Annotated in this window: 24 protein-coding genes; 8 read left to right on the forward strand and 16 right to left on the reverse strand. The window is 67.5% G+C overall.

Annotation, left to right across the window (positions count from 1 at the left end; genetic code table 11):
- Positions 1-506: 506 nt before the first annotated feature.
- Together C8258_RS27810 and C8258_RS27815 are read left to right on the forward strand one after the other, a co-directional pair.
- Positions 507-1,244: an IPT/TIG domain-containing protein gene (locus C8258_RS27810; protein WP_106957692.1), complete on the forward strand. Its 738-nt coding sequence runs from the start codon at positions 507-509 to the stop codon at positions 1,242-1,244.
- Positions 1,245-1,387: 143 nt separating this feature from the next.
- Complete coding sequence (locus C8258_RS27815; RefSeq protein ID WP_036505022.1) at positions 1,388-2,794, forward strand: class II fumarate hydratase; 1,407 nt, start codon at positions 1,388-1,390, stop codon at positions 2,792-2,794.
- Between the two features lie 67 nt (positions 2,795-2,861).
- On the opposite strand, the gene C8258_RS27820 is transcribed toward C8258_RS27815, so the two are convergent.
- Positions 2,862-4,046, reverse strand: a complete 1,185-nt coding sequence (locus tag C8258_RS27820) for an FAD-dependent monooxygenase (protein ID WP_106957693.1) — start codon at positions 4,044-4,046, stop codon at positions 2,862-2,864.
- A gap of 96 nt (positions 4,047-4,142) precedes the next feature.
- On the opposite strand from C8258_RS27820, the gene C8258_RS27825 reads away from it, so the two are divergent.
- Both C8258_RS27825 and C8258_RS27830 read left to right on the forward strand, forming a co-directional pair.
- Positions 4,143-4,856, forward strand: coding sequence for a TetR/AcrR family transcriptional regulator (locus C8258_RS27825; protein WP_106957694.1), 714 nt, complete (start codon positions 4,143-4,145; stop codon positions 4,854-4,856).
- An 80-nt stretch (positions 4,857-4,936) separates the two neighbouring features.
- Positions 4,937-5,380, forward strand: coding sequence for a limonene-1,2-epoxide hydrolase family protein (locus C8258_RS27830; protein ID WP_106957695.1), 444 nt, complete (start codon positions 4,937-4,939; stop codon positions 5,378-5,380).
- 73 nt (positions 5,381-5,453) lie between these two features.
- Here the strand turns inward: C8258_RS27830 and C8258_RS27835 are convergent, their stop codons facing one another.
- From C8258_RS27835 to C8258_RS27845, 3 genes are all read right to left on the reverse strand, one after another.
- Positions 5,454-6,311, reverse strand: coding sequence for an acyl-ACP desaturase (locus C8258_RS27835; RefSeq protein ID WP_106957740.1), 858 nt, complete (start codon positions 6,309-6,311; stop codon positions 5,454-5,456).
- A gap of 119 nt (positions 6,312-6,430) precedes the next feature.
- Positions 6,431-7,030, reverse strand: a complete 600-nt coding sequence (locus C8258_RS27840; RefSeq protein WP_106957741.1) for an LGFP repeat-containing protein — start codon at positions 7,028-7,030, stop codon at positions 6,431-6,433.
- 256 nt (positions 7,031-7,286) lie between these two features.
- The gene (locus C8258_RS27845; RefSeq protein WP_106957696.1) at positions 7,287-8,666 is read right to left on the reverse strand and encodes a PhoH family protein; all 1,380 of its coding nucleotides are present in this window, start codon (positions 8,664-8,666) and stop codon (positions 7,287-7,289) included.
- A 302-nt stretch (positions 8,667-8,968) separates the two neighbouring features.
- On the opposite strand from C8258_RS27845, the gene C8258_RS27850 reads away from it, so the two are divergent.
- A complete protein-coding gene (locus C8258_RS27850) occupies positions 8,969-9,241 on the forward strand; it encodes a hypothetical protein (protein WP_036505027.1) in 273 nt (90 codons plus the stop codon).
- A gap of 156 nt (positions 9,242-9,397) precedes the next feature.
- Here the strand turns inward: C8258_RS27850 and glyA are convergent, their stop codons facing one another.
- Together glyA and C8258_RS27860 are read right to left on the reverse strand one after the other, a co-directional pair.
- Positions 9,398-10,696: a serine hydroxymethyltransferase gene (glyA, locus tag C8258_RS27855; protein ID WP_063065180.1), complete on the reverse strand. Its 1,299-nt coding sequence runs from the start codon at positions 10,694-10,696 to the stop codon at positions 9,398-9,400.
- A gap of 464 nt (positions 10,697-11,160) precedes the next feature.
- On the reverse strand, positions 11,161-12,357 hold the full coding sequence (locus C8258_RS27860; RefSeq protein WP_106957697.1) for a DUF885 domain-containing protein: 1,197 nt from the start codon (positions 12,355-12,357) through the stop codon (positions 11,161-11,163).
- Between the two features lie 264 nt (positions 12,358-12,621).
- Between C8258_RS27860 and coaA the strand changes: the two genes are divergently transcribed.
- Complete coding sequence (coaA, locus tag C8258_RS27865; RefSeq protein ID WP_106957698.1) at positions 12,622-13,554, forward strand: type I pantothenate kinase; 933 nt, start codon at positions 12,622-12,624, stop codon at positions 13,552-13,554.
- Between the two features lie 12 nt (positions 13,555-13,566).
- Here the strand turns inward: coaA and C8258_RS27870 are convergent, their stop codons facing one another.
- Positions 13,567-14,172 (reverse strand): hypothetical protein, encoded by a 606-nt coding sequence (locus C8258_RS27870; protein ID WP_233225386.1) that lies wholly within the window; start codon positions 14,170-14,172, stop codon positions 13,567-13,569.
- A 93-nt stretch (positions 14,173-14,265) separates the two neighbouring features.
- Entirely contained in the window at positions 14,266-15,060 is a 795-nt protein-coding gene (locus tag C8258_RS27875; protein WP_051024970.1) for an isoprenyl transferase, read from the reverse strand.
- 261 nt (positions 15,061-15,321) lie between these two features.
- On the opposite strand from C8258_RS27875, the gene C8258_RS27880 reads away from it, so the two are divergent.
- Both C8258_RS27880 and C8258_RS27885 read left to right on the forward strand, forming a co-directional pair.
- Positions 15,322-15,987, forward strand: a complete 666-nt coding sequence (locus C8258_RS27880; RefSeq protein ID WP_106957743.1) for a hemolysin III family protein — start codon at positions 15,322-15,324, stop codon at positions 15,985-15,987.
- Between the two features lie 105 nt (positions 15,988-16,092).
- Complete coding sequence (locus tag C8258_RS27885; RefSeq protein WP_106957699.1) at positions 16,093-17,604, forward strand: adenylate/guanylate cyclase domain-containing protein; 1,512 nt, start codon at positions 16,093-16,095, stop codon at positions 17,602-17,604.
- A 196-nt stretch (positions 17,605-17,800) separates the two neighbouring features.
- Here C8258_RS27885 and C8258_RS27890 read toward each other — a convergent pair whose 3' ends face one another.
- The 8 genes from C8258_RS27890 to C8258_RS27925 form a co-directional block, all read right to left on the reverse strand.
- On the reverse strand, positions 17,801-19,879 hold the full coding sequence (locus tag C8258_RS27890; RefSeq protein ID WP_106957700.1) for a thioredoxin domain-containing protein: 2,079 nt from the start codon (positions 19,877-19,879) through the stop codon (positions 17,801-17,803).
- Positions 19,880-20,162: 283 nt separating this feature from the next.
- Positions 20,163-20,480, reverse strand: coding sequence for a DUF86 domain-containing protein (locus tag C8258_RS27895; protein ID WP_233225387.1), 318 nt, complete (start codon positions 20,478-20,480; stop codon positions 20,163-20,165).
- A 53-nt stretch (positions 20,481-20,533) separates the two neighbouring features.
- Complete coding sequence (locus C8258_RS27900; RefSeq protein WP_233225388.1) at positions 20,534-21,052, reverse strand: XRE family transcriptional regulator; 519 nt, start codon at positions 21,050-21,052, stop codon at positions 20,534-20,536.
- A gap of 66 nt (positions 21,053-21,118) precedes the next feature.
- Positions 21,119-21,415, reverse strand: coding sequence for a gas vesicle protein K (locus C8258_RS27905; RefSeq protein ID WP_063023444.1), 297 nt, complete (start codon positions 21,413-21,415; stop codon positions 21,119-21,121).
- Positions 21,408-21,659, reverse strand: a complete 252-nt coding sequence (locus C8258_RS27910) for a gas vesicle protein (RefSeq protein WP_086006965.1) — start codon at positions 21,657-21,659, stop codon at positions 21,408-21,410. The genes C8258_RS27905 and C8258_RS27910 overlap by 8 nt, the downstream gene beginning before the upstream one ends.
- Positions 21,656-22,444 (reverse strand): GvpL/GvpF family gas vesicle protein, encoded by a 789-nt coding sequence (locus tag C8258_RS27915; protein ID WP_106957703.1) that lies wholly within the window; start codon positions 22,442-22,444, stop codon positions 21,656-21,658. Before C8258_RS27915 ends, C8258_RS27910 begins: the two co-directional genes overlap by 4 nt.
- On the reverse strand, positions 22,441-22,836 hold the full coding sequence (locus tag C8258_RS27920) for a gas vesicle protein (protein ID WP_106957704.1): 396 nt from the start codon (positions 22,834-22,836) through the stop codon (positions 22,441-22,443). The genes C8258_RS27915 and C8258_RS27920 overlap by 4 nt, the downstream gene beginning before the upstream one ends.
- Positions 22,833-23,156, reverse strand: coding sequence for a gas vesicle protein (locus tag C8258_RS27925; RefSeq protein ID WP_233225389.1), 324 nt, complete (start codon positions 23,154-23,156; stop codon positions 22,833-22,835). Before C8258_RS27925 ends, C8258_RS27920 begins: the two co-directional genes overlap by 4 nt.
- Between the last annotated feature and the right edge of the window lie 15 nt (positions 23,157-23,171).

The raw sequence follows: 23,171 nt of genomic DNA on the forward strand, positions 1-23,171 counted from the left end.
GATCGGTCTCGTGGGCTCGGAGATGTGTATAAGAGACAGGTCGAGTCGTGCGGCACAGGCGTCGTAGGCGGCCAGGAAATCCGAGTGGCTCTTGAGATGCCGCTCCGCCAGCAGCGTTTTCAGCACGGTAGCCAAGGAAACCCCCTTACCCCAGCGACCACCGCCCCGCGGCGGCGACCCGAACAATCGGCCCTACCCGGTACAGCTATGGCAAAGGCGCGGGACGTTCCGCCCCACCCGATCGACGGCCCGCATGTCCATTAAGCGCCCTGACACCGTTGCAGGGCAACGCATCTCCGATCCGCTTTTGTCCGTTTTCCCACTCGCACGACGGTTGCGGGCGACCGGCCGCGCGGCGCGGCGGAATCGATAACGGACAAAAACGAACTCCAGAGGCCGACCCGCAGCGTGTTTCCGGGACGTTAATAGAAGTTGCGGGACCCCGGCGCAATTCGGGCAGCCCGCCGGGTTGTACACGATCTCAACAGCAGTCAGGAGGCAGCGCCATGCCGACTATCACGTCCCTCTCCCCGTCGTCGGGCCCCACCACAGGGGGTACCAGCGTCACGATCACCGGTACCGGATTCACCGGTCCGACCACCGTCCGATTCGGCACCACCGCAACGACTTTCACCCTGGATTCGTCGACGCAGATCACGGCGATCGCTCCCTCCGGATCGGTCGGCGCCGTGCAGGTCACCGTCACCACCTCGGCCGGTACCAGCAACGGCGCGACGTACACCTACCTCGCGGTGCCGGCGTTGAGCGGCATCAACCCCAGCCAGGGGGCGACCACGGGCGGGACGACGGTCACGCTCACCGGGTCGGGCCTGACGGGAGCCACCGCGGTGAATTTCGGTACGACTCCGGCGACCTCGTTCACCGTCGATTCCGACACCCAGATCACCGCCGTCGCCCCCGCCGGCACCGGGATCGTGTCGGTGACCGTCACCGGGCCCGGCGGCACCAGCAACTCGGCCACCTACATCTACGTCGTCGTACCGAGCATCACCTCCATCTCTCCGGCCTCCGGGCCGACGACGGGAGGCAACAACGTGACGATCACCGGAACCGATTTCACCGGCCCGCTGACCGTCCGGTTCGGCACGACCGCCACCACGTTCACCGTGAACTCCAGCACCCAGATCACCGCCGTCGCCCCGGCCCATGCGGCGGGCACGGTGCAGATAACGGTCACCGGCTCGGGCGGGACCAGCAACGGTCTCGCCTACACGTTCGTCTGACGGCAGAAGCTATCTCAGTCCGACGACAGTGCGTGCTGCCGCGCCCGCGGTCCGCCCGAACCGCCGGTATTCCGCCGATTCCTGTGCGAAAAGCCTCAGGCGTGGCAGCCCACTCCATCGTTCAACCGGCTTAGTGTCGAGTTATGACCGACGACCAGACGCAGTACCGCATCGAACACGACACCATGGGCGAGGTCCGCGTTCCGGTGAACGCGTTGTGGCGGGCGCAGACGCAGCGGGCGGTGGAGAACTTCCCGATCAGCGGCCGCGGCCTCGAACGCGCTCAGATCCGCGCGCTCGGCCTGCTCAAGGCCGCGTGCGCGGCGGTGAACCGGGATCTGGGGCTGCTCGACGGTGTGAAGGCCGAGGCGATCATCGCCGCCGCGAACGAGATCGCCGAGGGCCGCCACGACGACCAGTTCCCCATCGACGTCTTCCAGACCGGCTCCGGCACGAGCTCGAATATGAACGCCAACGAGGTGATCGCGAGCCTGGCCGCCGCCCGGGGCGTCACCGTGCACCCGAACGACGACGTGAACATGTCCCAGTCGTCCAACGACACCTTCCCCACCGCGACGCATCTGGCCGCCACCGAGGCCGTGGTGAAGGAGCTGCTGCCGGCGCTGGATCATCTGCGGCTGCGGCTGCTGGACAAGGCCACCGAGTGGCGGACGGTGGTGAAGTCCGGCCGCACCCACCTGATGGACGCCGTCCCGGTGACCCTCGGCCAGGAGTTCAGCGGCTACACCCGGCAGGTCGAGGCCGGTACCGAACGCCTGGTCGCCGCGCTGCCGCGGCTGGGTGAGCTGCCCATCGGCGGCACCGCGGTCGGCACCGGACTCAACGCGCCCACCGGCTTCGGCGCGAAAGTCGTTGCGGAACTGCGCAAGACGACCGGACTGGACGAACTGGCCGAGGCTCGCAACCATTTCGAGGCCCAGGCCGCCCGCGACGGCCTGGTCGAGATCTCCGGTTCGCTGCGAACCATCGCCATCAGTCTCACCAAGATCGCCAACGATATTCGCTGGATGGGTTCCGGACCGCTCACCGGACTCGCGGAGATCCAGCTGCCGGATCTGCAACCGGGCTCCTCGATCATGCCCGGCAAGGTGAATCCCGTTCTGCCGGAAGCCGTCACACAGGTCGCCGCCCAGGTGATCGGCAACGATGCCGCGGTGGCGTGGGGTGGCGGCAACGGCGCCTTCGAACTCAACGTCTACATTCCGATGATGGCCCGCAACGTCCTCGAGTCGATTCGATTGCTGGCCAACGTGTCCCGCCTCTTCGCCGACAAGTGCGTCGCCGGCCTCACCGCCGATACCGAGCGGCTGCGCCGGCTCGCGGAGTCCTCGCCGTCGATCGTCACCCCGCTGAACTCGGCCATCGGCTACGAGGAAGCGGCCGCCGTGGCGAAACAGGCACTGCGCGAGAACAAGACGATTCGGGAAACGGTCGTCGACCGCGGTCTGATCGGCGAGAAGCTGTCGGAGGAAGAGCTGGATCGCCGGCTGGACGTGCTGTCGATGGCGAAGGTCGAGGACCAGGACTGATCCCACGATCTCCGGATCCGGCCGCCGCGACTCGCTCGCGCCGAGAGGCCGGATCCGGACTTGCGGTTCAGGCCGCCACCAGCGCCGGGTAGTCGCGCAGATCGATGTCGTTGGCGGCATTGTCGCTGTATTTCAGCATCAGGTCGAACATTCGCGAGCCGAGGAACCAGTTGCGCATCCGGATACCGCGGGCGGTGCGCGGCGCGAGGAAGCGGCCCGCGTTGCTGTTGCCCGCGATCTTGGCGTAGCGCTTCATCAGTTCGTTGTAGCGGGCGAAGGCGGCCGTATGGTCGCCGTCGGCCAGCGCCAGCTCACCCGCCAGCACGTAGGCGCCGACCACTGCCAGCCCGGTTCCGAAGCCGCCCAGGGTATTTCCGTAGGCGGAGTCACCGACCAGCGCGACCCGGCCCTTGGTGTAGCGGCCCTTCATCCGCACCTGGCCCAGCGAATCCAGGTAGAACGAGTCCAGTTCGGACAGTTCGGCCATCATGGCGGGCACCGGCCCACGGGCACCGGCGAAGGCCTCGGCCAGAACGCGGCGCTGTGCCGCCTCGTCGTGCCGGGCGTAGGTGAGCGGTTGCGCGGCGAACATGTACATGTGCGCGGCCTTGTTCCCGCCGCGGACCGCGAGCCGTCCGGGTTCGTTGTAGGCATCGGACCGGTTGCGCTGCCGCGGGCCGTTCGGGTCGTGTCCCCATCCGGCCGCACCCGCGGTGCAGTAGTAGTAGCCCAGATGTTCGACGTAATCGGCTTCGGGACCGAAGGCCAGCGCGCGCACCCGGGAGTGGATGCCGTCACAACCGACCACCAGATCGAAGGTCCGCGCGGGGGCGTTCTCGAATTCGACCTCGACGCCGGCGGCGGTCTCACGCAGCGCGGTGACGGAGTCACCGAACACGTATTCACAGCCGTGCACGGTGCGCTCGTAGAAGATCTCGGCCAGGTCGCCGCGCAGGATCTCCACATCGCCACCGGTGAAATCGCCTGATATGACGGCCAATTCGCCGCCCTCGGCGTCGGTGAGGACCATATCGGTCTTGCCGGTCTGCCGGCGGTGGATCTCCTCCCACACACCCATCCGCTCGAGCACCGTGCGGTGGGTCGCGCCCTTGAAGTCGACGGCTTGGCCGCCGGCCCGCAATTCGGGCGCCCGCTCGACGACGGTGACGGCGAAGCCGTAACGCTGCAGCCAGTAGGCCAGCGCCGGGCCGGCGATGCTCGCACCGGAGATGAGAACTGTCGTATTCCGCATGATGACCCCTCGATCAGTAACTGTGTCTGTCGGACGCTAATTAGCGTATGTTGGACGCAGTTTCCCGTCAAGCCGGAATTCGGAGAGGATGGCGTAATGACCGGACCGACTGCCCACGAACTGCTGTGGGGGAATTCGCAGCGCCCCCGGCGCGGCCCCAAGCCGTCGCTGTCGCTGGAACGCATCGTCACCGAGGCCATCGCCCTGGCCGATGCCGACGGGATGGCCGCCGTCTCGATGCAGCGGCTGGCCGAGCGGCTGGGTTGCGCCAAGATGGCGCTGTATCGCTATGTACCGGGAAAGGCCGAGCTCACTGCGTTGATGCTGGACTACGGGATGGGACAACCGCCGGAGGTCACGGTCGCCGACTCGGATCCCGAACCCTGGCGCGAGGCGCTGCGGCAGTGGACGGAGACGATGTACGAGCGGTATCGGGCGCATCCGTGGACCATCGAACTCACCGCCGGTGCGCGACCGCTCGGCCCGAACGAACTGGGCTGGATGGAGGCCGCGCTCGCGCCGCTGGCCGGCACCGGACTACGCGGCTCCGAACGCCTCGACACCGTGGTGCTGCTGAACGGCCACATCCGCAGCCTGGTGCAGCAGACCGCTTCGACCGGACCCGAGCAGGCCGAGAGCGAAATAGCCCGCCAGGTCGGCGAGGTCCTGGCCGCCCACGCCGACCGCTATCCCGAGGTCGTGGCGGCCTTCTCCGACACGTCCGCGGACGGTCGCAACGCGGCCCTGAGCTACGGCATCGAGCGCATTCTCGACGGTGTGGCCGCCCTGATCGCCCGGCGGCGGGACTGAAACGCGTCGAACACCCGGCGACGAGCCGAAACGACCGCGATCATCCCCCGTCCGCGCCCCCACACGCCTACAGTCGGACTATGGCCGAATTACCGGAGCTACAACAGAACGCCGTGACCACGGTGCGCGAGTTCTTCGCCGCGATGGAAATGAGCGCGGTGAACGAGGCGCTGGATCTGCTGGATCCCGACATCGTCTGGAAGAACACGTCGCTGCCCGATATCCGCGGCATCCATCGCGTCGGCGCGGTACTGCGCGGGCTGAGTCGCGACGCGTTCGGTTTCCGCGCCGATTTGCACCACATCGCCGCGGAAACCGATGGCGCCCCTGCGGTCGAGGGCGAGACGGTCCTGACCGAACGCACCGACTACCTGCGCATGGGCCCGCTGGAAATCGGGTTCTGGGTCTGCGGCACGTTCGAACTCGTCGACGGCCGCATCACCCTGTGGCACGACCACTTCAGCTGGGAGAACTTCCTGCGCGGCACCGCGGCGGGGATCTGGAACCTGGTCCGCCGGCGCTGATCACGCGCAGCCGAGCAGCGCCCGGCGCTGCCGGTCGTGGTGCGCGCACCCGCACACCACGACCGTCGCGACATCAGCCGCGCAGGTGGCCGATCTCCGCCCGCGCCGCCTCACCGGCGGTGCCGAAGTCGGTGCGCGAGAAGATGTTCCAACGTTCCAGCAGGGGTGTGAAGACCAGCTCTCCGGTGCGCTCGGGTTCGTAGATGCCGGCCTCGGCCAGGACCTCGGTGCTGTTGCGGCCGTCGCGCAGGGTGAGTTCGGGAACCCGGAACTCGGCGATCCGATCGGCGATCGCCCGCATGGCCTGATCCGGCACCAGCTCCAGCGCCGCGGCGACCAGATCGGCGAAGAACGCCGACTGCAACTCGTCGTCGAGCGCGATCCGGTCCGCGATGGCGGTCACCATCGAATTCTCCTGCAGCGCGGCGATATTGCGATGCCGCACCGCGGAGGCGGACTCCTCGAAGGCACACAGCGCCAGCACATCGAGCAAGTGCAGCGGCGGCCGGCGGAAGCCGGTGGTCATATGCTCCATCCGCGCGCGCTCGAGTTCCACCGGATCCACCGCCCGCGTCACCATCAGATAGTTGCGGATGAGGATCTCGTGGCGGTTCTCCTCGGCCGTCCAGCGACCGACCCAGCGCCACCACGGACCCGTGCGAAGGTGCTTGCCGAGCTCGCGATGGTACGACGGCAAATTGTCGGCGATCAGCACGCTCACAGTGAGCGCAACCGTGGCAACCTCACCCAGGGCGGCCTGTTCGGGATCCCAGTCGACGCCGCCGAGGAAGCCGAAATTGCGTCCGTCACTGAAAGGCACGTACTCGTGCGGCTGCCAGACCTGCGCCAGCTCGGTGTGGCGCCGGAGATTGTCTTCCACCGCATCCGCGAGCGATTCCAGCAGCTCACGATCGGTCAACTGAGTTTGCACCACGACAAGGTACCGACTTTCGCGCGAAGCGGGGGAATTACGCGCGGACGCCGTGCGATACACAGCGGCGCGGCCGCGAGACCGTGAGGATGTCTCGGCGCCGCGCCGCGCGCGTCGTCCTACTTGGTGGTCACCGTGGTCTGCCGATCGGCGGAGTTCCAGGTGATCGTGCCGCCGGTGAAGTCGCTCTCCTTACCGGTCGGGTTGTCCTTCTCGTCGCTGGTCGGATAACCGAGTTTGCCGTTCACGCCGCCGTTGTTCTCCCAGGCCGTGCGGATGTCACCCCACACCACGTGGGCGTCGGTCTGCTCGCTCCAGCAGATCGCACCGCCGGTGAACTCCTGACAGGAACCGCCGTTGGGGCCCTGCACCGATGCGCCGGTGGGCTCACCGAGCGGGCTCTGCACAGCGCCCATCTCGGTGTACTTGGTGAGGATGTGGCCGGAGACCGCGATCTCCTGGCCGTTCTGGGTCGCGATCTTGGTTTCCGAGGCCGCGGGATTGCCCGGCGACGTCTCGCCCGGCGACGGGGTTCCCGTAGCCATCGTGGCGGTGGTTCCCGTGGCCATCGCGCCGGTGGTTTCGGTCATGCCGGCATGGGTGGTGGTCCCCGAGCTGCTGTTGTCGTTGTTGTCGTTGCTGCAGGCGGCGGTGAACAGCAGCGCCGTCCCGGCGAAGGCCATCACAACGGCGGCGGAACGTCGAGCGATGTGGTGCATGTTCATCCTCTCGGAAGGTGAAGGCAGGCGGTGCCGCGCATGCGATACCACCTACCCACAGGCCGGCGCTCGGCAATGGCCCGGCGAACCTATTTGAAACACCGACAACCACGTCGAGCAGGGTTCTTGCGGAAATATACCCGCCACCTTGTGAGCTGAACCATATTCCGAATGTTTGCTGGGACACACCTTTTGCCGCCGAGGCGGTAGCGGAACATATCCGCTACCGCCTCGGGGTTTCGCTCGGCCGACCGTCTCAGGCGTTCGGCCCGTACTCCTCCAGCATCTCGGTGACCAGCGCGGCGATCGGCGAGCGCTCGCTGCGGGTCAGGGTGACGTGGGCGAAAAGCGGGTGGCCCTTGAGCTTTTCGATCACCGCCGCGACGCCGTCGTGGCGGCCGACCCGCAGGTTGTCGCGCTGGGCGACGTCGTGGGTGAGCACCACCCGCGACCCGCTGCCCAGCCGGCTGAGCACCGTGAGCAGCACATTGCGTTCCAGCGACTGCGCCTCGTCCACGATCACGAACGAATCGTGCAGCGACCGGCCGCGAATGTGGGTGAGCGGCAAGACCTCCAGCATGCCGCGGGAGAGCACCTCCTCCATCACCTCCGGGCTCGCCAGGCCGTCGAGGGTGTCGAAGACCGCCTGGGCCCACGGGCCCATCTTCTCGCTCTCACTGCCCGGTAGATAACCCAGCTCCTGGCCGCCCACCGCGTACAGCGGCCGGAAGACCACCACCTTGCGCTGAGAACGCCGCTCCAGCACCGCTTCCAGGCCCGCGGTGAGCGCCAGCGCCGACTTTCCGGTGCCGGCCTTACCTCCGAGCGAGACGATGCCCACACTCTCGTCCAGCAGCAGATCGAGGGCGATGCGCTGTTCGGCCGAGCGGCCGTGCAGACCGAAGGCCTCCCGATCGCCGCGCACCAGCTGCACCCGCTTGTCCGCGGTCACCCGCGCCAGCGCGCTGCCGTTGGTGCCGAGCAGCCGAATCCCGGTGTGGCAGGGCAGGTCCCGGGCTTCGTCCAGATCGATGACCGAATCGGCGTAGAGCCGGTCGACGCAGTCGGCGCCGACCTCGAGTTCGGCCATCCCGGTCCAGCCGGAGATCACCACGTCCTGGGCGTGGTATTCCTCGGCGGGCAGGCCCACCGCGCCCGCCTTCACCCGCAGCGGAATGTCCTTGGACACCAGCACAACTCGCTGCCCCTCGGCGGCGAGGTTGAGCGCGCAGGCGAGGATGCGGGAATCGTTGGTGTCGGTGCGGAACCCGACCGGAAGCACCTCCGGGTCGGTGTGATTCAACTCCACCTGCAGCGTGCCGCCCTCGGTCCCGATCGGGACCCGCAGGTCCAACCGGCCGAATTCCAAACGCAGATCGTCGAGATTGCGCAGGGCTTCGCGAGCGAACCAGCCGAGTTCGTGATGGTGCCGTTTGGCCTCCAGTTCGCTGATGACCACCAGCGGTAACACCACGTGATGTTCACCGAAACGCGTCATGGCCCAGGGGTCGGACAACAACACGGAGGTGTCGATCACGAAGGATTTGCGGGGCGAGGTGCCGGCTCCCTTTCCGGAGCCTCCGCTCTTGTCGGAGCGGGCTTTCGAGGGAGCGATGACGGAGCGTGCATCAGTCACGGTGGGCTCCTTTGTTGTCCGTGCCATACCCGCACGGACGTTCTCGCTGGGCCGGTCCGCCCTGGGGTCAAACGACCCGAGGGCCGGGTACCGGCCCTCTCGTACTGAGTTGCTCAGCCACGATCAGAACCTCCCGGACGAGCCACAACGACGCGGCTCGCACTTCGACGGTACTGCGATTTCGCGATTCCGGCTCCCGAGATGGCAGGCGTGTCGATGAATAGGTAGTGAACGCCGACCGGTAGCTATCGGTCAGCTACAGAGTTGCCCGGCTACTCGCCCGAACCCGCTAGAGTCGCTACATGAGCGATGTGGCAGAGCTGGAGAAGCTGTCGTCGAAGGAACTCCACGACCGCGCGGTCAAACACGCCGTCCGGCACGGCGACGTCAAGTTCCTGTGGCGGCTGCTGGAGCAGATTCCGGCGGCGGCGGCCGCCACCGGGAACATCGGCGAGAGCGAGGCGGACATCAAATACGTACTGCCGATGCTCGACGACTACGTGCACGCCGGTGAGGGCAAGATCGCCGAGGCGTTGCGGCCGTTGTACATCGAATATCTGAGCACCCGCGACTGACCGCTCCCGGGCCTTCCGGCGCACGCCGCGGGCACCCGCGCCGCGCCGTCGGGAAGCGAAAAGCCGGGAAGCGAAAAGCCCACGCGCACAAGTCGACTCACAGATCGACCCCGGCGGCCTGGCCGGCTACCGGGGTCGATCGTGCTGCGGTGCGGCTCAGCCGAGCAGCTTCCAGTCCTCCAGGCCGTCGTAGAGCGGGAAGTCCTGGGCCAGCTTGGACACTCGCGCCCGCAGGGACGCGAGGTCGGCGTTGCCCGCCAGCGCGGTGGCGATGATGTCGGACACCTCGGCGAATTCGGTGTCGCCGAAGCCGCGGGTGGCCAGCGCGGCGGTGCCGATGCGCAGGCCGGAGGTGACCATCGGCGGACGCGGGTCGAACGGAACAGCGTTGCGGTTCACCGTGATTCCGACCTCGTGCAGCAGATCCTCGCCCTGCTGGCCGTCCATCTGCGAGTTGCGCAGATCCACGAGCACCAGGTGCACATCGGTGCCGCCGGTCAGCACGGTGACGCCGTTACCGGCGACATCGGCGGCGGTCAGGCGCTCGGCCAGGATCTTGGCGCCGGACAGGGTGCGCTCCTGGCGCTGCTTGAACTCCTCGGTGCCGGCGATCTTGAAGGCGGCGGCCTTCGCGGCGATCACGTGCATGAGCGGACCGCCCTGCTGGCCCGGGAACACGGCGCTGTTGAGCTTCTTCGCGTATTCCTGCTTGGCCAGGATCAGACCCGAGCGCGGACCACCGAGGGTCTTGTGCACGGTCGAGGACACCACATCCGCGTGCGGCACCGGCGAGGGGTGCAGACCGGCGGCGACCAGACCGGCGAAATGCGCCATATCGACCCAGAGGTAGGCGCCCACCTCGTCGGCGATCTCGCGGAACGCCGCGAAGTCCAGGTGGCGCGGGTAGGCCGACCAACCGGCCACGATCACCTTCGGCCGGACCTCGCGCGCCTGCTTGCGCAGCTCGTCCATGTCGACGCGGTGGTCTTCCTTGCTCACCCCGTAGGCGTGCACCTCGTAGAGCTTGCCGGAGAAGTTGAGCCGCATGCCGTGGGTGAGGTGACCGCCGTGCGCCAGATCCAGGCCGAGCAGTTTCTCGCCCGGATTCATCAGCGACATCAGCACCGCGGCGTTGGCCTGCGCGCCCGAATGCGGCTGCACGTTGGCGAATTCGGCGCCGAACAATTCCTTGACCCGCTCGCGCGCGAGGTTCTCCACCACGTCGACGTGCTCACAACCGCCGTAGTAGCGGCGACCGGGATAACCCTCGGCGTATTTGTTGGTCAGCACGCTGCCCTGCGCCTGCAGCACCGCGCGCGGCACGAAGTTCTCGGAGGCGATCATCTCGAGGGTGTCGCGCTCACGGGCGAGTTCGCCCGCCATCGCGGCGGCGAGCTCGGGATCGAGATCGGCGAGCGACTGGGTGTTGACAGAGGGGGCGGTCGTCTGGGTCACGCGCACAGTCTATGTGGTGGCCCCCGGGCGCTCCGTCGTGGCCCGCAACGGCACCGGACGCGGCGACCGCGACCCGCCGAGTGGTAATAGCGACTGCACACCGGCCGTTGCGCCCCTGTAATTCGGGGCTGCCCGCTTCGTAAAAAAGGCGTAACATTCGCCGCGCTGTCGACGACTGTGACAGCGTCATCGACTCATTCGATCACATCAGGGGTTCACATGCTGTTTTTCACCGCGGGTACCGGTAACTCGATTCAGGACATGCTTTTCGCGATCCTGAAGTCCGCCTGCACCATCTCCTCCGGCGGCAACGCCGGTTGTGCGGGCTGGGGCGCGTAGTAGCCCCGATTCCCCTTCGGCCGGATTCGCGAGTCGGGGCGCGGATCCGGCCGGTATTCGGAGTCGGAATTCCGACGAATAGATCGATAGCCCCGAATCGGATAGTGCGATACCGATCACTGTCGCTATTGTTTGCGCAGCGCCGCCGGGGTCAGCGGCTCGTCGAGCAGCCGGCCGAAGCGCGCCACCCGATCGCCGGCGTCGACCGCGCGATCCAGCCACCCGCCCAGCAGGCGATACCCCTCCACATAGGTGCTGATGTAGGCCCGCCACAGCGGTGAGGACAGAAAGCGCAGGGACTGCCGCGCGCGTTCGGGAGTGGTCAGACTCCAGCGCTGCAGGAATTCGGCGACCTCGTCGGCGCCGCGACCGCGATCGTGCAGCAGCAGCGCCGCATCCTGGCGGACTGCGAGCAGTTTCGCCGAGGCATTCGAGAGTCGTTGTGCGCGTTCGCCGTCGAATCGCAGACCGAGGTCGGCATAGATTTCCTGCGCCCAGATTCCCCAGTCCGGCCCGACGATCGACTTCAGCGCCAGATCCGCCAGCCCCTCGGCCATCAGACATTGCGGCGTGTTCACCACGAACAACGTCTGTTCGTCCTGTCCGGCCGCGACGAGCCCCGCCTCTTTGCGGCAGTGTTCGGTGTGGTGGCCCGGATACGCCTCGTGCGCGATCAGCGCCGGCAGCTGCGCCATATGTTGTTTGAGATCGGAATTGATCGCGACCCGCGAGCGGAAATTACCGAGGTAGTAATTGAACCCCGACCACGGTTTGTCACCGACGATCTCGTATTCCACCTGCTCGTGATCCGGCAGCGGATAGCGTTCGCGCACCAATTCGCGCAGTGCGCCCGAGAATGCCTGCACACATTCGGTGAGGCGGTGCGGCGGAATCTCGTCGGCGCGCCGATGCGCGGTCATCCGGTCCAGCAGCGGGCCGTCACCGGCCAGCACCTCGTCGAGTTGCCGATGCGCGTCCCGGTAGTCCTCGACGTCGCCGAGTGCGATGTCGACATCGAAATAGGAGCGCACCTCGTCGATGAAGGAGATGTCGTCGCCGGCGAACTTGCGTCCGGAGCACTCCAGCGCCCGCAGGTGCGCCTCCAGGAATTCGGTGCGCTCCTCGCTCAGCCCGGCCTCGGGCAGTTCCTTGCGCAGGACCGCCGCCCGGCCCGCCAGCTCACGCGGCTGCGGCGCGGGCGCCGACTCCACGGCTCGGCGCAGCGCGGGATCGCCGGTGTAGGCGTCGACGAAGCCGGGTTCCAAGCGATCGAATGCCAGTCCCAGGCGCAGATATTCGGTGACGAGCGGATGCGCGTGCATGACATCCGACGATAGCCGCTTCCCTCTTCCCGGCCTCGTCGGCGACCGAAACCCGGCGGTGGGGAGAGAAATGTCACCGAGGGTTACCGGCGAGTAATATCACCCCGCGTTCGGCGCGGTGCTCACCCCGAGGAGAATTCGCCTATGCGAGGACTGTCGAGCGCATTTCGCCGCGCCGGGCACGGCACAGGTTCACCGGTGACGTCGTCACGGGTGGTGGCACGCCCGCCCGGCGCGGAGTCTCCGGACCGGGAGTGTGCGTAGGTGGGCCGGATGAGCGAGCCGAGTCCGTATGTCGAATTCGATCGCAAACAATGGCGCACCCTGCGTAAATCGACTCCGCTGATCCTCACCGAGGAAGAACTGATCGGCCTGCGTGGTCTCGGCGAGCAGATCGATCTCGAAGAAGTCGCCGAGGTCTATCTGCCGCTGGCCCGGTTGATCCATCTCCAGGTCGCCGCCCGGCAGCGACTGTTCGCCGCGACCGCGACCTTCCTGGGTGAAACCCACCCCGACCATCAGGTGCCGTTCGTCATCGGCATCGCGGGCAGCGTGGCGGTCGGCAAATCGACCACCGCCCGCGTATTGCAGGCACTGCTCGCACGCTGGGATCACCACCCACGCGTCGACCTGGTGACCACCGACGGATTCCTCTATCCCACGGTCGAGCTCACCCGGCGCGGCATCATGCATCGCAAGGGTTTTCCGGAGAGCTACAACCGCCGCAAGCTGCTGCGTTTCGTCACCGAGGTCAAATCCGGTGCGCCCGAGGTGTGCGCGCCGATGTATTCGCATATCGCCTACGACATCCTGCCGGACCAGTTCCACTGCGTGCGCCAGCCCGACATCCTCATCATGGAGGGGCTCAACGTGCTGCAGACCGGGCCGCGGCTGATGGTCTCGGATCTGTTCGACTTCTCGATCTACGTCGACGCGCGCATCGAGAACATCGAGCGGTGGTATGTGGATCGTTTTCTCTCGCTGCGGAAAACGGCGTTCGCGAACCCGCAGTCGCACTTCCACCACTACGCGAAATTCAGCGATTCCGAGGCGACCGTCGCCGCCCAGGAGATCTGGAACGCCACCAACCGGCCGAATCTGGTGGAGAACATCCTGCCGACGCGGCCGCGCGCAACCCTGGTGCTGCGCAAGGACTCCGACCACAGCATCAACCGGATCCGGCTGCGCAAACTCTGATCCGGTTTCGCGTCACGCCGGCCAGGCCGCGTCGAGCCGGGCGGCGACATCGATATCGCGGACGGCCGCGATATGCGGTTTGCGGATCTCGTTGGCCACATAGCGGGCGACGAACCTGCGGATCTCGTGATCGACGCTGGCCAGCAGCCGCAGCAGTTGGCCACGCCGGGTCGCGGTGGCCACATCGATGCGCACATCGCCGGGGTGCGGTTCGGCGATGTCGATGACGATCCGCAGCGGTGCCGCGGTGCGGACCGTCAGATGGACGTGGACGAAGCCGGTGACGTCGAAGCGGTGACGGTCGACGGCCAGATCCAGCAGCAGATCGATATCGAGCGGGATGGCGAGCTCGAAACCGACGACCTCGCCAACCGAGCGTTCCAGGACCGGATCACCGAGCTGCACTTGCGCGGAGGCCTTCGCCAGATGTGCCGGGCCCACCCCGATCGGGCCGAAATCGAATGCGCTGCCTGCCAATTGGGCGAAAACAGCGGCGATCCGCTGTTCGGAGGCGGCGTAGGCCACGAATCGCCGGCCGAATTCGGCATAGGTGACGTAGGGCACCGGCGTTCCGGCCACCTCCGTCGCACCGCCCGGCCCGGCCCGCATCTCGTTCATGTTCGCGACGGTACGCGAGCGCGGGGCCGGATCGGGGGATGATCTTGCAATGCAATACATCCTGCGCCGGGCCGTTATCTGCGGCCCGTCCGCTCACACCCCGTAACGGCGATGGCGTGCGGCGTAGTCGCGCAGTGCGCGCAGAAAGTCGACGCGGCGGAACTCCGGCCAGTAGGCCTCGGTGAACCAGATCTCGGAGTAGGCACTCTGCCACAGCAGGAAACCCGAGAGCCGCTGCTCCCCCGAGGTGCGGATGACCAGATCCGGATCGGGCTGGCCCGAGGTGTAGAGATGCTGGCCGATGGCGTTGACCGTGATCGACTGCACGAGGTCCTCACCGGTCTCCCCGGCCGCGATCTCCTGCCGGACCAGAGAGCGCACCGCGTCGGCGATCTCCTGGCGGCCGCCGTAGCCGATGGCCACGTTCACGTGCACACCCCCACGACCGTGCGTTTCGTCGGCGGCCTTCTCCATGCGGCGCGCGACGTCCTCGGGCAGGCCCTTCAGCGACCCGACGATGCGCACCCCCCAGTTGTTCTCCGGCGCGGACAGTTCCTCGACCACATCGGTGATCACCTCGAACAGGGTTTCCAGTTCGTCGGCCGAGCGGCTGAGATTCTCGGTCGAGAGCAGATACACCGTCACCATCTCGATGCCCTCGGCCTGACACCAGCCGACCAGTTCGGCGATCTTCAGCGCACCCACCCGGTGGCCGTGGGTGACGTCGGTGAAGCCGTTCTCCCGCGCCCAGCGGCGATTTCCGTCACAGACGACCGCGACGTGACGCGGATGCTGTTTGCCTGCCAGCTGTTTCGACAGCTGCGCCTCGTAGATGCGATAGGGCAGGTTGCGCACCTTACCGCTGAGCACCCGACTAGCAAGCTTCACGGCTGCCAACCTTATCCACCTCTCGCGTGCCGCCCGAGTTCTCCGCCAAATTCTGCTGCGCAGTGAGGGCAGCGGACGCCACGATCAGTTCCCCGGTTCCGGTCGACCCTATCGCGGCGGCGTCCGGCACGCGGAGCCTACTGCCGGTACAGTGACTGGAGAACTAACCTACGCAACCGTAGGTTACTCAGGAGGTAACCAGTGTCCGAACGGGTGAGCTCGGCAAATCCGGTCCCCGGGGAAGTGTCCTCGCTCGAGCATCTGGCCAAGGAGGGTCTGCGCACCCTGGCCGTCAAGCCGCGGTTGCGCGGCTGGATCCATACCTACGCGGTCGCCGTCGCGGCCGTCGCCGTGACAGTGCTGGTCGCGGTCTCGGCCACCGTGTCCGCCACCGCGGGCTGGTCGACCCTGGTCTACGGCGTGACCGTCTGCGGCATCTTCGGCATCAGCGCGATCTACCACCGGGTGACCTGGCAGTCCGCGCGCACCCGGATCCGGATGAAGCGCGCCGACCATTCGATGATCTTCCTGTTCATCGCCGGCAGCTACACGCCGTTCGCCCTGCTGGGACTGCCCGGCCGCACCGGGATCACCCTGCTGAGCGTGGTCTGGGCCGGCGCCGTGGCCGGGGTGGCGCTGAAAGTGCTGTGGCCGACCGCGCCGCGCTGGGTCGGGGTGCCGCTGTATCTGCTGCTGGGCTGGGCCATCGTGCCGGTCGCGGCGACACTGACCCACAACGTGGGCGTCACGCCGATGGTGCTGCTGCTGATCGGCGGCATCGCCTACAGCGTGGGGGCGATCCTGTACGCCGCCAAATGGCCGAACCCGTGGCCGGAGGTCTTCGGCCACCACGAATTCTTCCATGCGGCAACGGTTCTCGCGGCCCTGTGCCATTACGTCGCGATCTGGTTGGTCGTATTCTCGTAGGGCAAGATCACCGGTTACCTGCCACGGCCACATGCGCGGGTTCTATGCTCGTTCGTGCTGTACGTCCGAAACCGGTAACACCGAACCACACCACTGCCAGGGGCTATGACCAGTCGACTCGTGCTCTGGGCCCTGCGTGCGCGCTGGGGCCTTTCGACGGTGGTGATGGTCTGCAACCTCGGCGGCCTCGCGGTCATCGTCGTCGAATTGTGGCTGAGCGGATTTCTCGGCAACCTCGGCGAGGACTGGCTCGGCGCGGTCGCCCAGACCGCGATCTATCCGGTGATCGGCGCACTGGCCGGCATCGTGCTGGCGGTGCGCGACCGGGTGTACTACTTCAGCTGGATCGACCAGACCCGCCGGCCCACCCGGCCGGAAGCCGAGCGGCTGCTGAAACTGCCGATCGCGATCACCGTCCGGGCGCTGGCCATCTGGATACCGGGCGTCGCGATCGCTACGGCACTGTTTGCCCAGGTGGTGCCCACCCGGGCCCTGTGGGCGATCGGCGCGATGTTCTTCCTGGGCGGGCTGGAGTCGGCGGGCTTCACCTTCCTGGTGGTGGACCGGCTCATCCGGCCGACGATTCCGGTGATCGCGCGGGTGCTCGGCGGTACCTCGCACTGGAGTGCCACCGTGCTCAACCGGCTGGTCATCTCCTGGGCGGTGGCCGGGGCGATGCCGCTGCTGATGTTGATCACCGTCCTCGGCGATCCGGTGGCCGACGCCACCGACCGGGTGCGGACCGCGCTGTACATGTCGCTGGTCGGCCTGCTGGTCGGGGCGCTGACCACCGCCACCCTGGCCCGATCGGTGGCAGCGCCGCTGGGGACGCTGCGGCGCGCGCTGGACCGGATCGCGCGCGGCGAGTTGTCCGCGCGGGTGCCGATCACCAGCGCCAGTGAGATCGGGCGCCTGGAACTGTCGGTGAACGAGCTGGCCGAGAATCTGTCCGAACGCGAACGCATGCGCGATGTCTTCGGCCGTCACGTCGGCAACGAGGTGGCCGAACGCGCGCTGGCAGGCGGCGTCGACCTGACCGGCGATGTGCGGGTGGTGACCGCGCTGTTCGTCGATGTGACCGGGTCGGTGGAGATGTCCACCGAACTCGCGCCGCGGGAATTCGTCGACCAGCTGAACCGGTTGCTGGCCGTGGTCGTCTCGGCGACCGAGGACAACGGCGGGCTGGTCAACAAATTCGAGGGCGACGCGGCACTGTGCATCTTCGGCGCGCCGATCGCCCTGGGCGACAATGCGACTCCCGCTCTGCGCGCCGCCCGGCGCATCCGGGACGAGGTTGCCCTCGGCGGCGAATTCGATATCGGTATCGGCCTGGCGCGCGGCAGCGTCTTCGCCGGAGACGTCGGTACCGACACCCGGCTGGAATTCACCGTGATCGGCGACGCGGTCAACGAGGCCTCCCGGCTCACCACCGAGGCCAAGGAAGTCCCGCGCCGGATCCTGGCCAGCCAGGCCGTGATCGACGCGGCGACCGAATCCGAACGTTCGCGCTGGGTGCTCTACGACAAGATCCAGCTGCGGGGCCGGCGGGAGCCGACGGCGTGCTGGACCGATCGCAAACCGGTGGGGTTGGGCGCGACCGCTCCCGTCGAGGAGTGAGGGCGGCTGCGCCTGGCTGGATGCCGCACACCGCCGCCACCAAGCGGACCTCTGGCGACCTTCGATGCGGGCCATCGACCACGTGTGGCCGCGGCCATCTCGGCCGAGGAGAGCAAGCCGCTCTGTCGGCCGGCTTCGGCCCGCCCGTACTTCGCCGCTGATCCCGTCGCAGGCGGGGCGGCTCTCGGGGCCGGGATCAGGAGCCTACAAGCGCAGCGCGCACCTCTTGCGGCTCCGATACCGGTAGGTCGCACACGGTGCCGCGGCAGACGTAGGCCGCGGGGGCCCCGCCCCGGGCGGGTCGGTCCGTGAGCAGTGGGACCGAATCGGATTGCCCCGCAACGACGACCGCGCCACCGGGGGCGAAACTGCGTGCGGTGCGCAACAATTCGGCCGTCGCCTCGGTGTCGGGCGATTGCGAGATGGCGATCTGGATCGGCCCGGCCAGTGCCGCCTCGGCGACGCTGAGCCACTGCCCGCCGGAGCGTGGCGCGCGGGCCAGCACGATGGCGCCGGCGTTCAGGGTGGCATCGGCCAGCGTGCGGTAGCGGGCCGCGCGGTCCGGGGCGCTCAGGGCAGAGGCGGTGAGCAGGGTTTCGGCGAAGGTGGAGGCCCCGGCCGGGGTCGCCCCGTCGAGCGGATCGCGCGGCCGGGCGACGAGTTGCTCGGCATCGGCGGCCGTGTCGAACCAACTGCCGGGTTGCGCCGGATCCTCGAAAAGGGTTGCGGCGGTATCGATCAGCTGCTGCGCGTGTTCGAGCCAGGACAGTTCCCCGGTGGCCTGGTGCAGGGCCAACAGGCCGGTCGCCAGCCACGCGTAGTCCTCGAGCACACCGGGCGCGTTACCGGTCGTGCCGCCCAGTGAGGCGCGCACCAAACGACCGTCGACGAGATGCCGGTCCAGCAGGTACCGCGCGCAGCGGGCCGCGGCGTCGATCCATTCCGGCCGGTCGTGGGCGGCGCCGGCCTCGGCGAGGGCGGTGATCGCGATGCCGTTCCAGGCGGTGACCACCTTGTCGTCGCGCTCGGGTTGCGGCCGCCCGTCCCGCACCGCGCGCAGCCGCTGCCGGATGTCGTCGAAGCGGCGGGCGTCGGCGGGGTCCTCCCCCGGACCGGTGCCCGGGTCGGTGTATCGGGTGAGCACGGAGGTGCCGTGTTCGAACGTGCCCTCGGGTGTCACACCGAATTTCGCTGCGGCCCAAGGACCGTCCTCGGGACCGAGCGCGTCCGTGAGCTGCTGCGGCGTCCACACATAGGTGGCGCCTTCGATACCGGGCGCACCCGGCTCCACATGGGTGTCGGCGTCGAAGGCCGAGGCGAACCCGCCCTCGTCGGTCAGCAGATCGGTGAGCAGGAAGGCCGCGGTTTCCTCGGTGATCCGTTGCGGCAGTGGGTCACTCGCACCCGGAGCGCCGCTCGCCTCCAGCCGCGCCAGATGCGCGTAGGCACGCAGCAGTTGCGCATTGTCGTAGAGCATCTTCTCGAAATGCGGAACCACCCAGGCGGCATCGACCGAGTAGCGGGCGAACCCGCCGCGCAGCTGATCGTAGATACCGCCGCGGGCCATGGCGGCGCAGGTCAGCGAAACCGCTTGTCGCGCAGCATCTTCCCCGGTGCGCTCGTAATGGCGCAACAGACCCTCCAGCAGCGCCGACGGCGGGAACTTCGGCGCCCCGCCGAATCCCGCGTAGCGCTCGTCGACATCACGCAACACCGCGGCGACCGCGTGCGCGAGCAGCTCGGGAGTGACGGTCAGTTCACTCGCGGGCAGTCCGGCACCCTGGTCCCGCAGCGCCTGCGCCACCTGACCGGCGGCCTGGTCGACCTCGTCGCGGCGATTGGTCCAGGTGTCGGTGACCGCGGTCAGCAGCTGAGTGAACGACGGCATACCGCCACGCGGCGACTTCGGATAGTAGGTGCCGCAGTAGAACGGCTCCCCGGCCGGCGTGAGGAAACACGTCATCGGCCAGCCGCCCTGCCCGGTCATCGCGACGGTCGCGGACATGTACACCGCGTCGATATCGGGCCGTTCCTCCCGATCGACCTTCACACAGACGAAGTTCGCGTTCATCAGCTCGGCGGTGGCCGGATCGGAGAACGATTCATGCGCCATCACATGACACCAGTGACACGAGGCGTAACCGACCGACAGCAGGATCGGCACGTCCCGCGCTCGCGCCTCCTCGAGCGCCTCGGCGCCCCATTCCCGCCAGTCGACCGGGTTGTCGGCATGCTGGCGCAGGTAGGGCGATGTTGCGTCGGCCAAGCGGTTCATGGCTCCACCCTCCCACAGGACCGACACACAGCGACACCCGCTGACGCGGCAGCTGAGCCGCACGGCCGGGTGACCGGCCGGCCCAAATTGAGCATCGTCCACGAGACGGGAGCGGCCCCATACTCGTGACATGGGGCCGCACGGCCATCCCCCCGCGCCGCGCAGGCCGCCTGACTGATTCGCTGGTCAGTGGCGCGAGTCGGCCCGTGAAGCGAGGACAGGACACGGAGACAGGGCGAACTCGGATTCGACCGGGCGGCTGCGCACCGATGCCTTCCGGCTCCTACGGGGTCGCCGTCGTCCCACCGTCCAGTCTCTGTCGGGCGGCCTCGATTTCGGGGGACAGCTGCCGATGTAGTTCTGGCGCATGGGTTTCCACAACAGACCAGACGATATCGTCGTCGACGAGCCAATAGTTGTGGGCTATTCGGTTACGCATGCCCTTGATCAGTCGCAGCGGGACCTCCGGATGGGCGGACAGCCAGTCGTCACCCAGCCGCTCGAGGTCGGCGGCCAACCTGATCACACCGAACTGACACGCCCGAGCCACCGCGATATCGGAGTCGTAAACCGCTCGGCCGCGGGCGCACAGATCAGCCATTTCAGCGAGCGTCGCAGCGAGAAACAGTAGTCGCTCATCCACACGGGACCTGGTCATGCAGCGAATGCCAGTGGGAGACGGTCACGCTCGAGTCCACGACGTAGGAGCCCGTTGCCATCCAGTTCGGTGGTTGCCACCACGTCGACCGGGCACCCTAGGACGGCGGCGATGTCCTCATCCAGGCCGAAGATATCGACGACCGAGCTGCCGGGCGTGAGTTCCACCAGCAGATCTAGATCGGATCCGGGACGGTCTTCTCCGCGTGCAACGGAGCCGAACACCCACGCACGGGCAACGGGATACCTGGTCAGAACCCGGGCGAACTCGGCCCGGTAGCGGTCCAGGAGTTCGCTGGGGCGCACCGTATTCACGAGGCCGACATCGAGCCGGAATCCGGCAGCGGCAAGAATCCGTTCGAGCATTGCCACGGACGGCTGCCTGCGACCGGATTCGATATTCGCAACGCTGGACTGGGCTACCTTCGCGCGTTGGGCAAGGTCACGCTGAGACAGCCCGCGACGCATTCGTGCGTCGCGGACCAGTTTCGACGCTGTGCCGTGCGAGGCTGCCACACGAATATGATAGCGCATCCGCTATCACGCGGGGAGTCCATACATCCGGCACCACGCTCGTGAGGGCTAATCCGGCGGGGGCAGTAATGGCCCCAGCGGGCCGAGGTCGATGTTGAGGTCTTCCGGGGTCAGGCCGAAGTGTTCGCGGAGTTCCTCCATACGTTGTTCGAGCAGCATCAGGGTGGTTCCGATGCGTTCGACCTGGGTGTCGGTGAGGTCGCCGGCGTCCACGCGGCGCAGTGCCTGGCGCTCCATCAGTTGGCGCAGCAACTCCACCAGGGTGAGCACGAGGGTGACCAGGCCGCGCTCGACGGATTCCGGGTCGGTGTCGATACGCGGTGGGATACCGCCGAATTCAGTCATCGGCGTGCTTGTCGGGTGATGCGGACAAGGCCGGCGGAAACAGGGTGCTGATCGAGGAGATGAGGGCGCGCAGGGAGATCTGCACCAGATCCACATCGGCGATGGCGAGTCTGATGTCGCCGGTGATGATCACACCGCCGGCCAGCACCCGGTCCAGGAGGTCCACCAGCGCGATACGCCGCTCGGTGTCGACAGCGCGATCGGGCGGTGACGTGCCGGCGCGCGTCATGTCGGCCCGAGTCATGTCGGCTCGCGTTGCACGCCCGCGAACGAATACGGCGGCCACGGACCGGTGAGTTCGAGCCGGATGCCGGGGAATTCGGCGCCGAGCGCGGTGACGGTCGCCGTGAAGTCCTCGGTCCGGTCGTCGTCGACGAGGTAGGTGCCGTTGAGCACCATCCAGTCGCGCCGGCCGCTCACCGCCGGATCGGTCAGCGGCTGACATCGTCCCGCAGCAGCCCGGCGCAGCAACCGCTCGTGCACCTGCGCCGCCCGCTCGGCCGCATCGCGTTCGACGGATTCCTGCGCGGACAATTGCGCGCGCCGCCGTGCCAGATACGCCGCGCCCGGCGTCATCGTGCCGGCGTCGGCCTTGGCCTCGGCCACGGCGGCGGTGAGGGTGGCGCGGTCACCGTACGCGCGCACTCCCCACTCGGTGCGCCCGCTCACCAATTCCAGCGCGGCGACGAAATCCGCGCGCCGTTCGTCGAGCAATTCCCGCACGCGTTCGTCGTCGCGGAAGACGGTGGCCAGTCGCAACGGCACGGCCGGCCCTCGGCGAACCACCGCCGAGACCACCGCGTCGTGGGCCCGTGCCGTCGCCTCCAGCCAGTCCAGATCCTCGAAGTTCCGGCGCAGCGGTTCCTCGCCGAACACGTCCAGCGGAACCGAGCCGACGAAGGCGGTGAGATTGCCGGAAACGATGGTCCGCACCGGCTCCCCGGCGACTCCGGTCGGTGTGGCGGTCTCCGTCTCCTCGTCGCTGGGGGACGCGACCGCGTACAGCCAGACCAGGCAACGACCTGTCACGATCGCTCTTTCCTCGACTCGCGCCCACGCTCGATGGGTTGGCGGCGTTCGTTCGCCGCCTCCAATTGGGCGATCCGCTCGCGCAATTCCCGGTTCTCGATTTCCAGGTCGCTGTCCTGCTTCTCCAGCCTATTAGCCTTACTGCTGAGCCAGGGATCGGTCTCCCACCAGTCGATGCCCACCGCCTTGGCCGTCTCCAAGGATGCGACCACCAACCGCAACTTGATGGTGAGCAGTTCGATGTCGAGGAGATTCACCTGGATATCGCCCGCGATCACCAAACCCTTGTCGAGGACGCGCTCCAGGATGTCGGCGAGGTTGGTGGAGTGCCCACCTCCACCCCCGCCTCCGTAGGGCTGCGGTGCGTACGACTCGCCTCCGACCACCGTCATTGCTGACCCCTCGTGCCGATGTCGGTGCTGCCGCGGATGTAGCGCTTGGTTCTGCGATAGGCCAGCAGGTTCTCGTCGAAATCGATCTCCACCTGATAGAGCGCCATGATGTCCGCCGACGAGGGGATGCGGCGATCCTCGAGCACCTCGATCTCCACCAGCCAGCCGTCGTCGGTCGGCTCCACGCTCGTGACGCCCTGGAGCGGGTTCGATGTCAGTTCCGCGAGGCATTCGACCGCGACCCCGGCAGCCTGCGCCGCGGTCAGGGGCGGTTGTTCGTCCGATGCCTGAGCATCGTCGGGAATGGTGTCGCGGGCCACGGGAGTCACTTCTTC

It is taken from the genome of Nocardia sp. MDA0666 (assembly GCF_003023875.1).
In the GTDB taxonomy this organism is placed as follows: Bacteria; Actinomycetota; Actinomycetes; order Mycobacteriales; family Mycobacteriaceae; genus Nocardia; species Nocardia aobensis.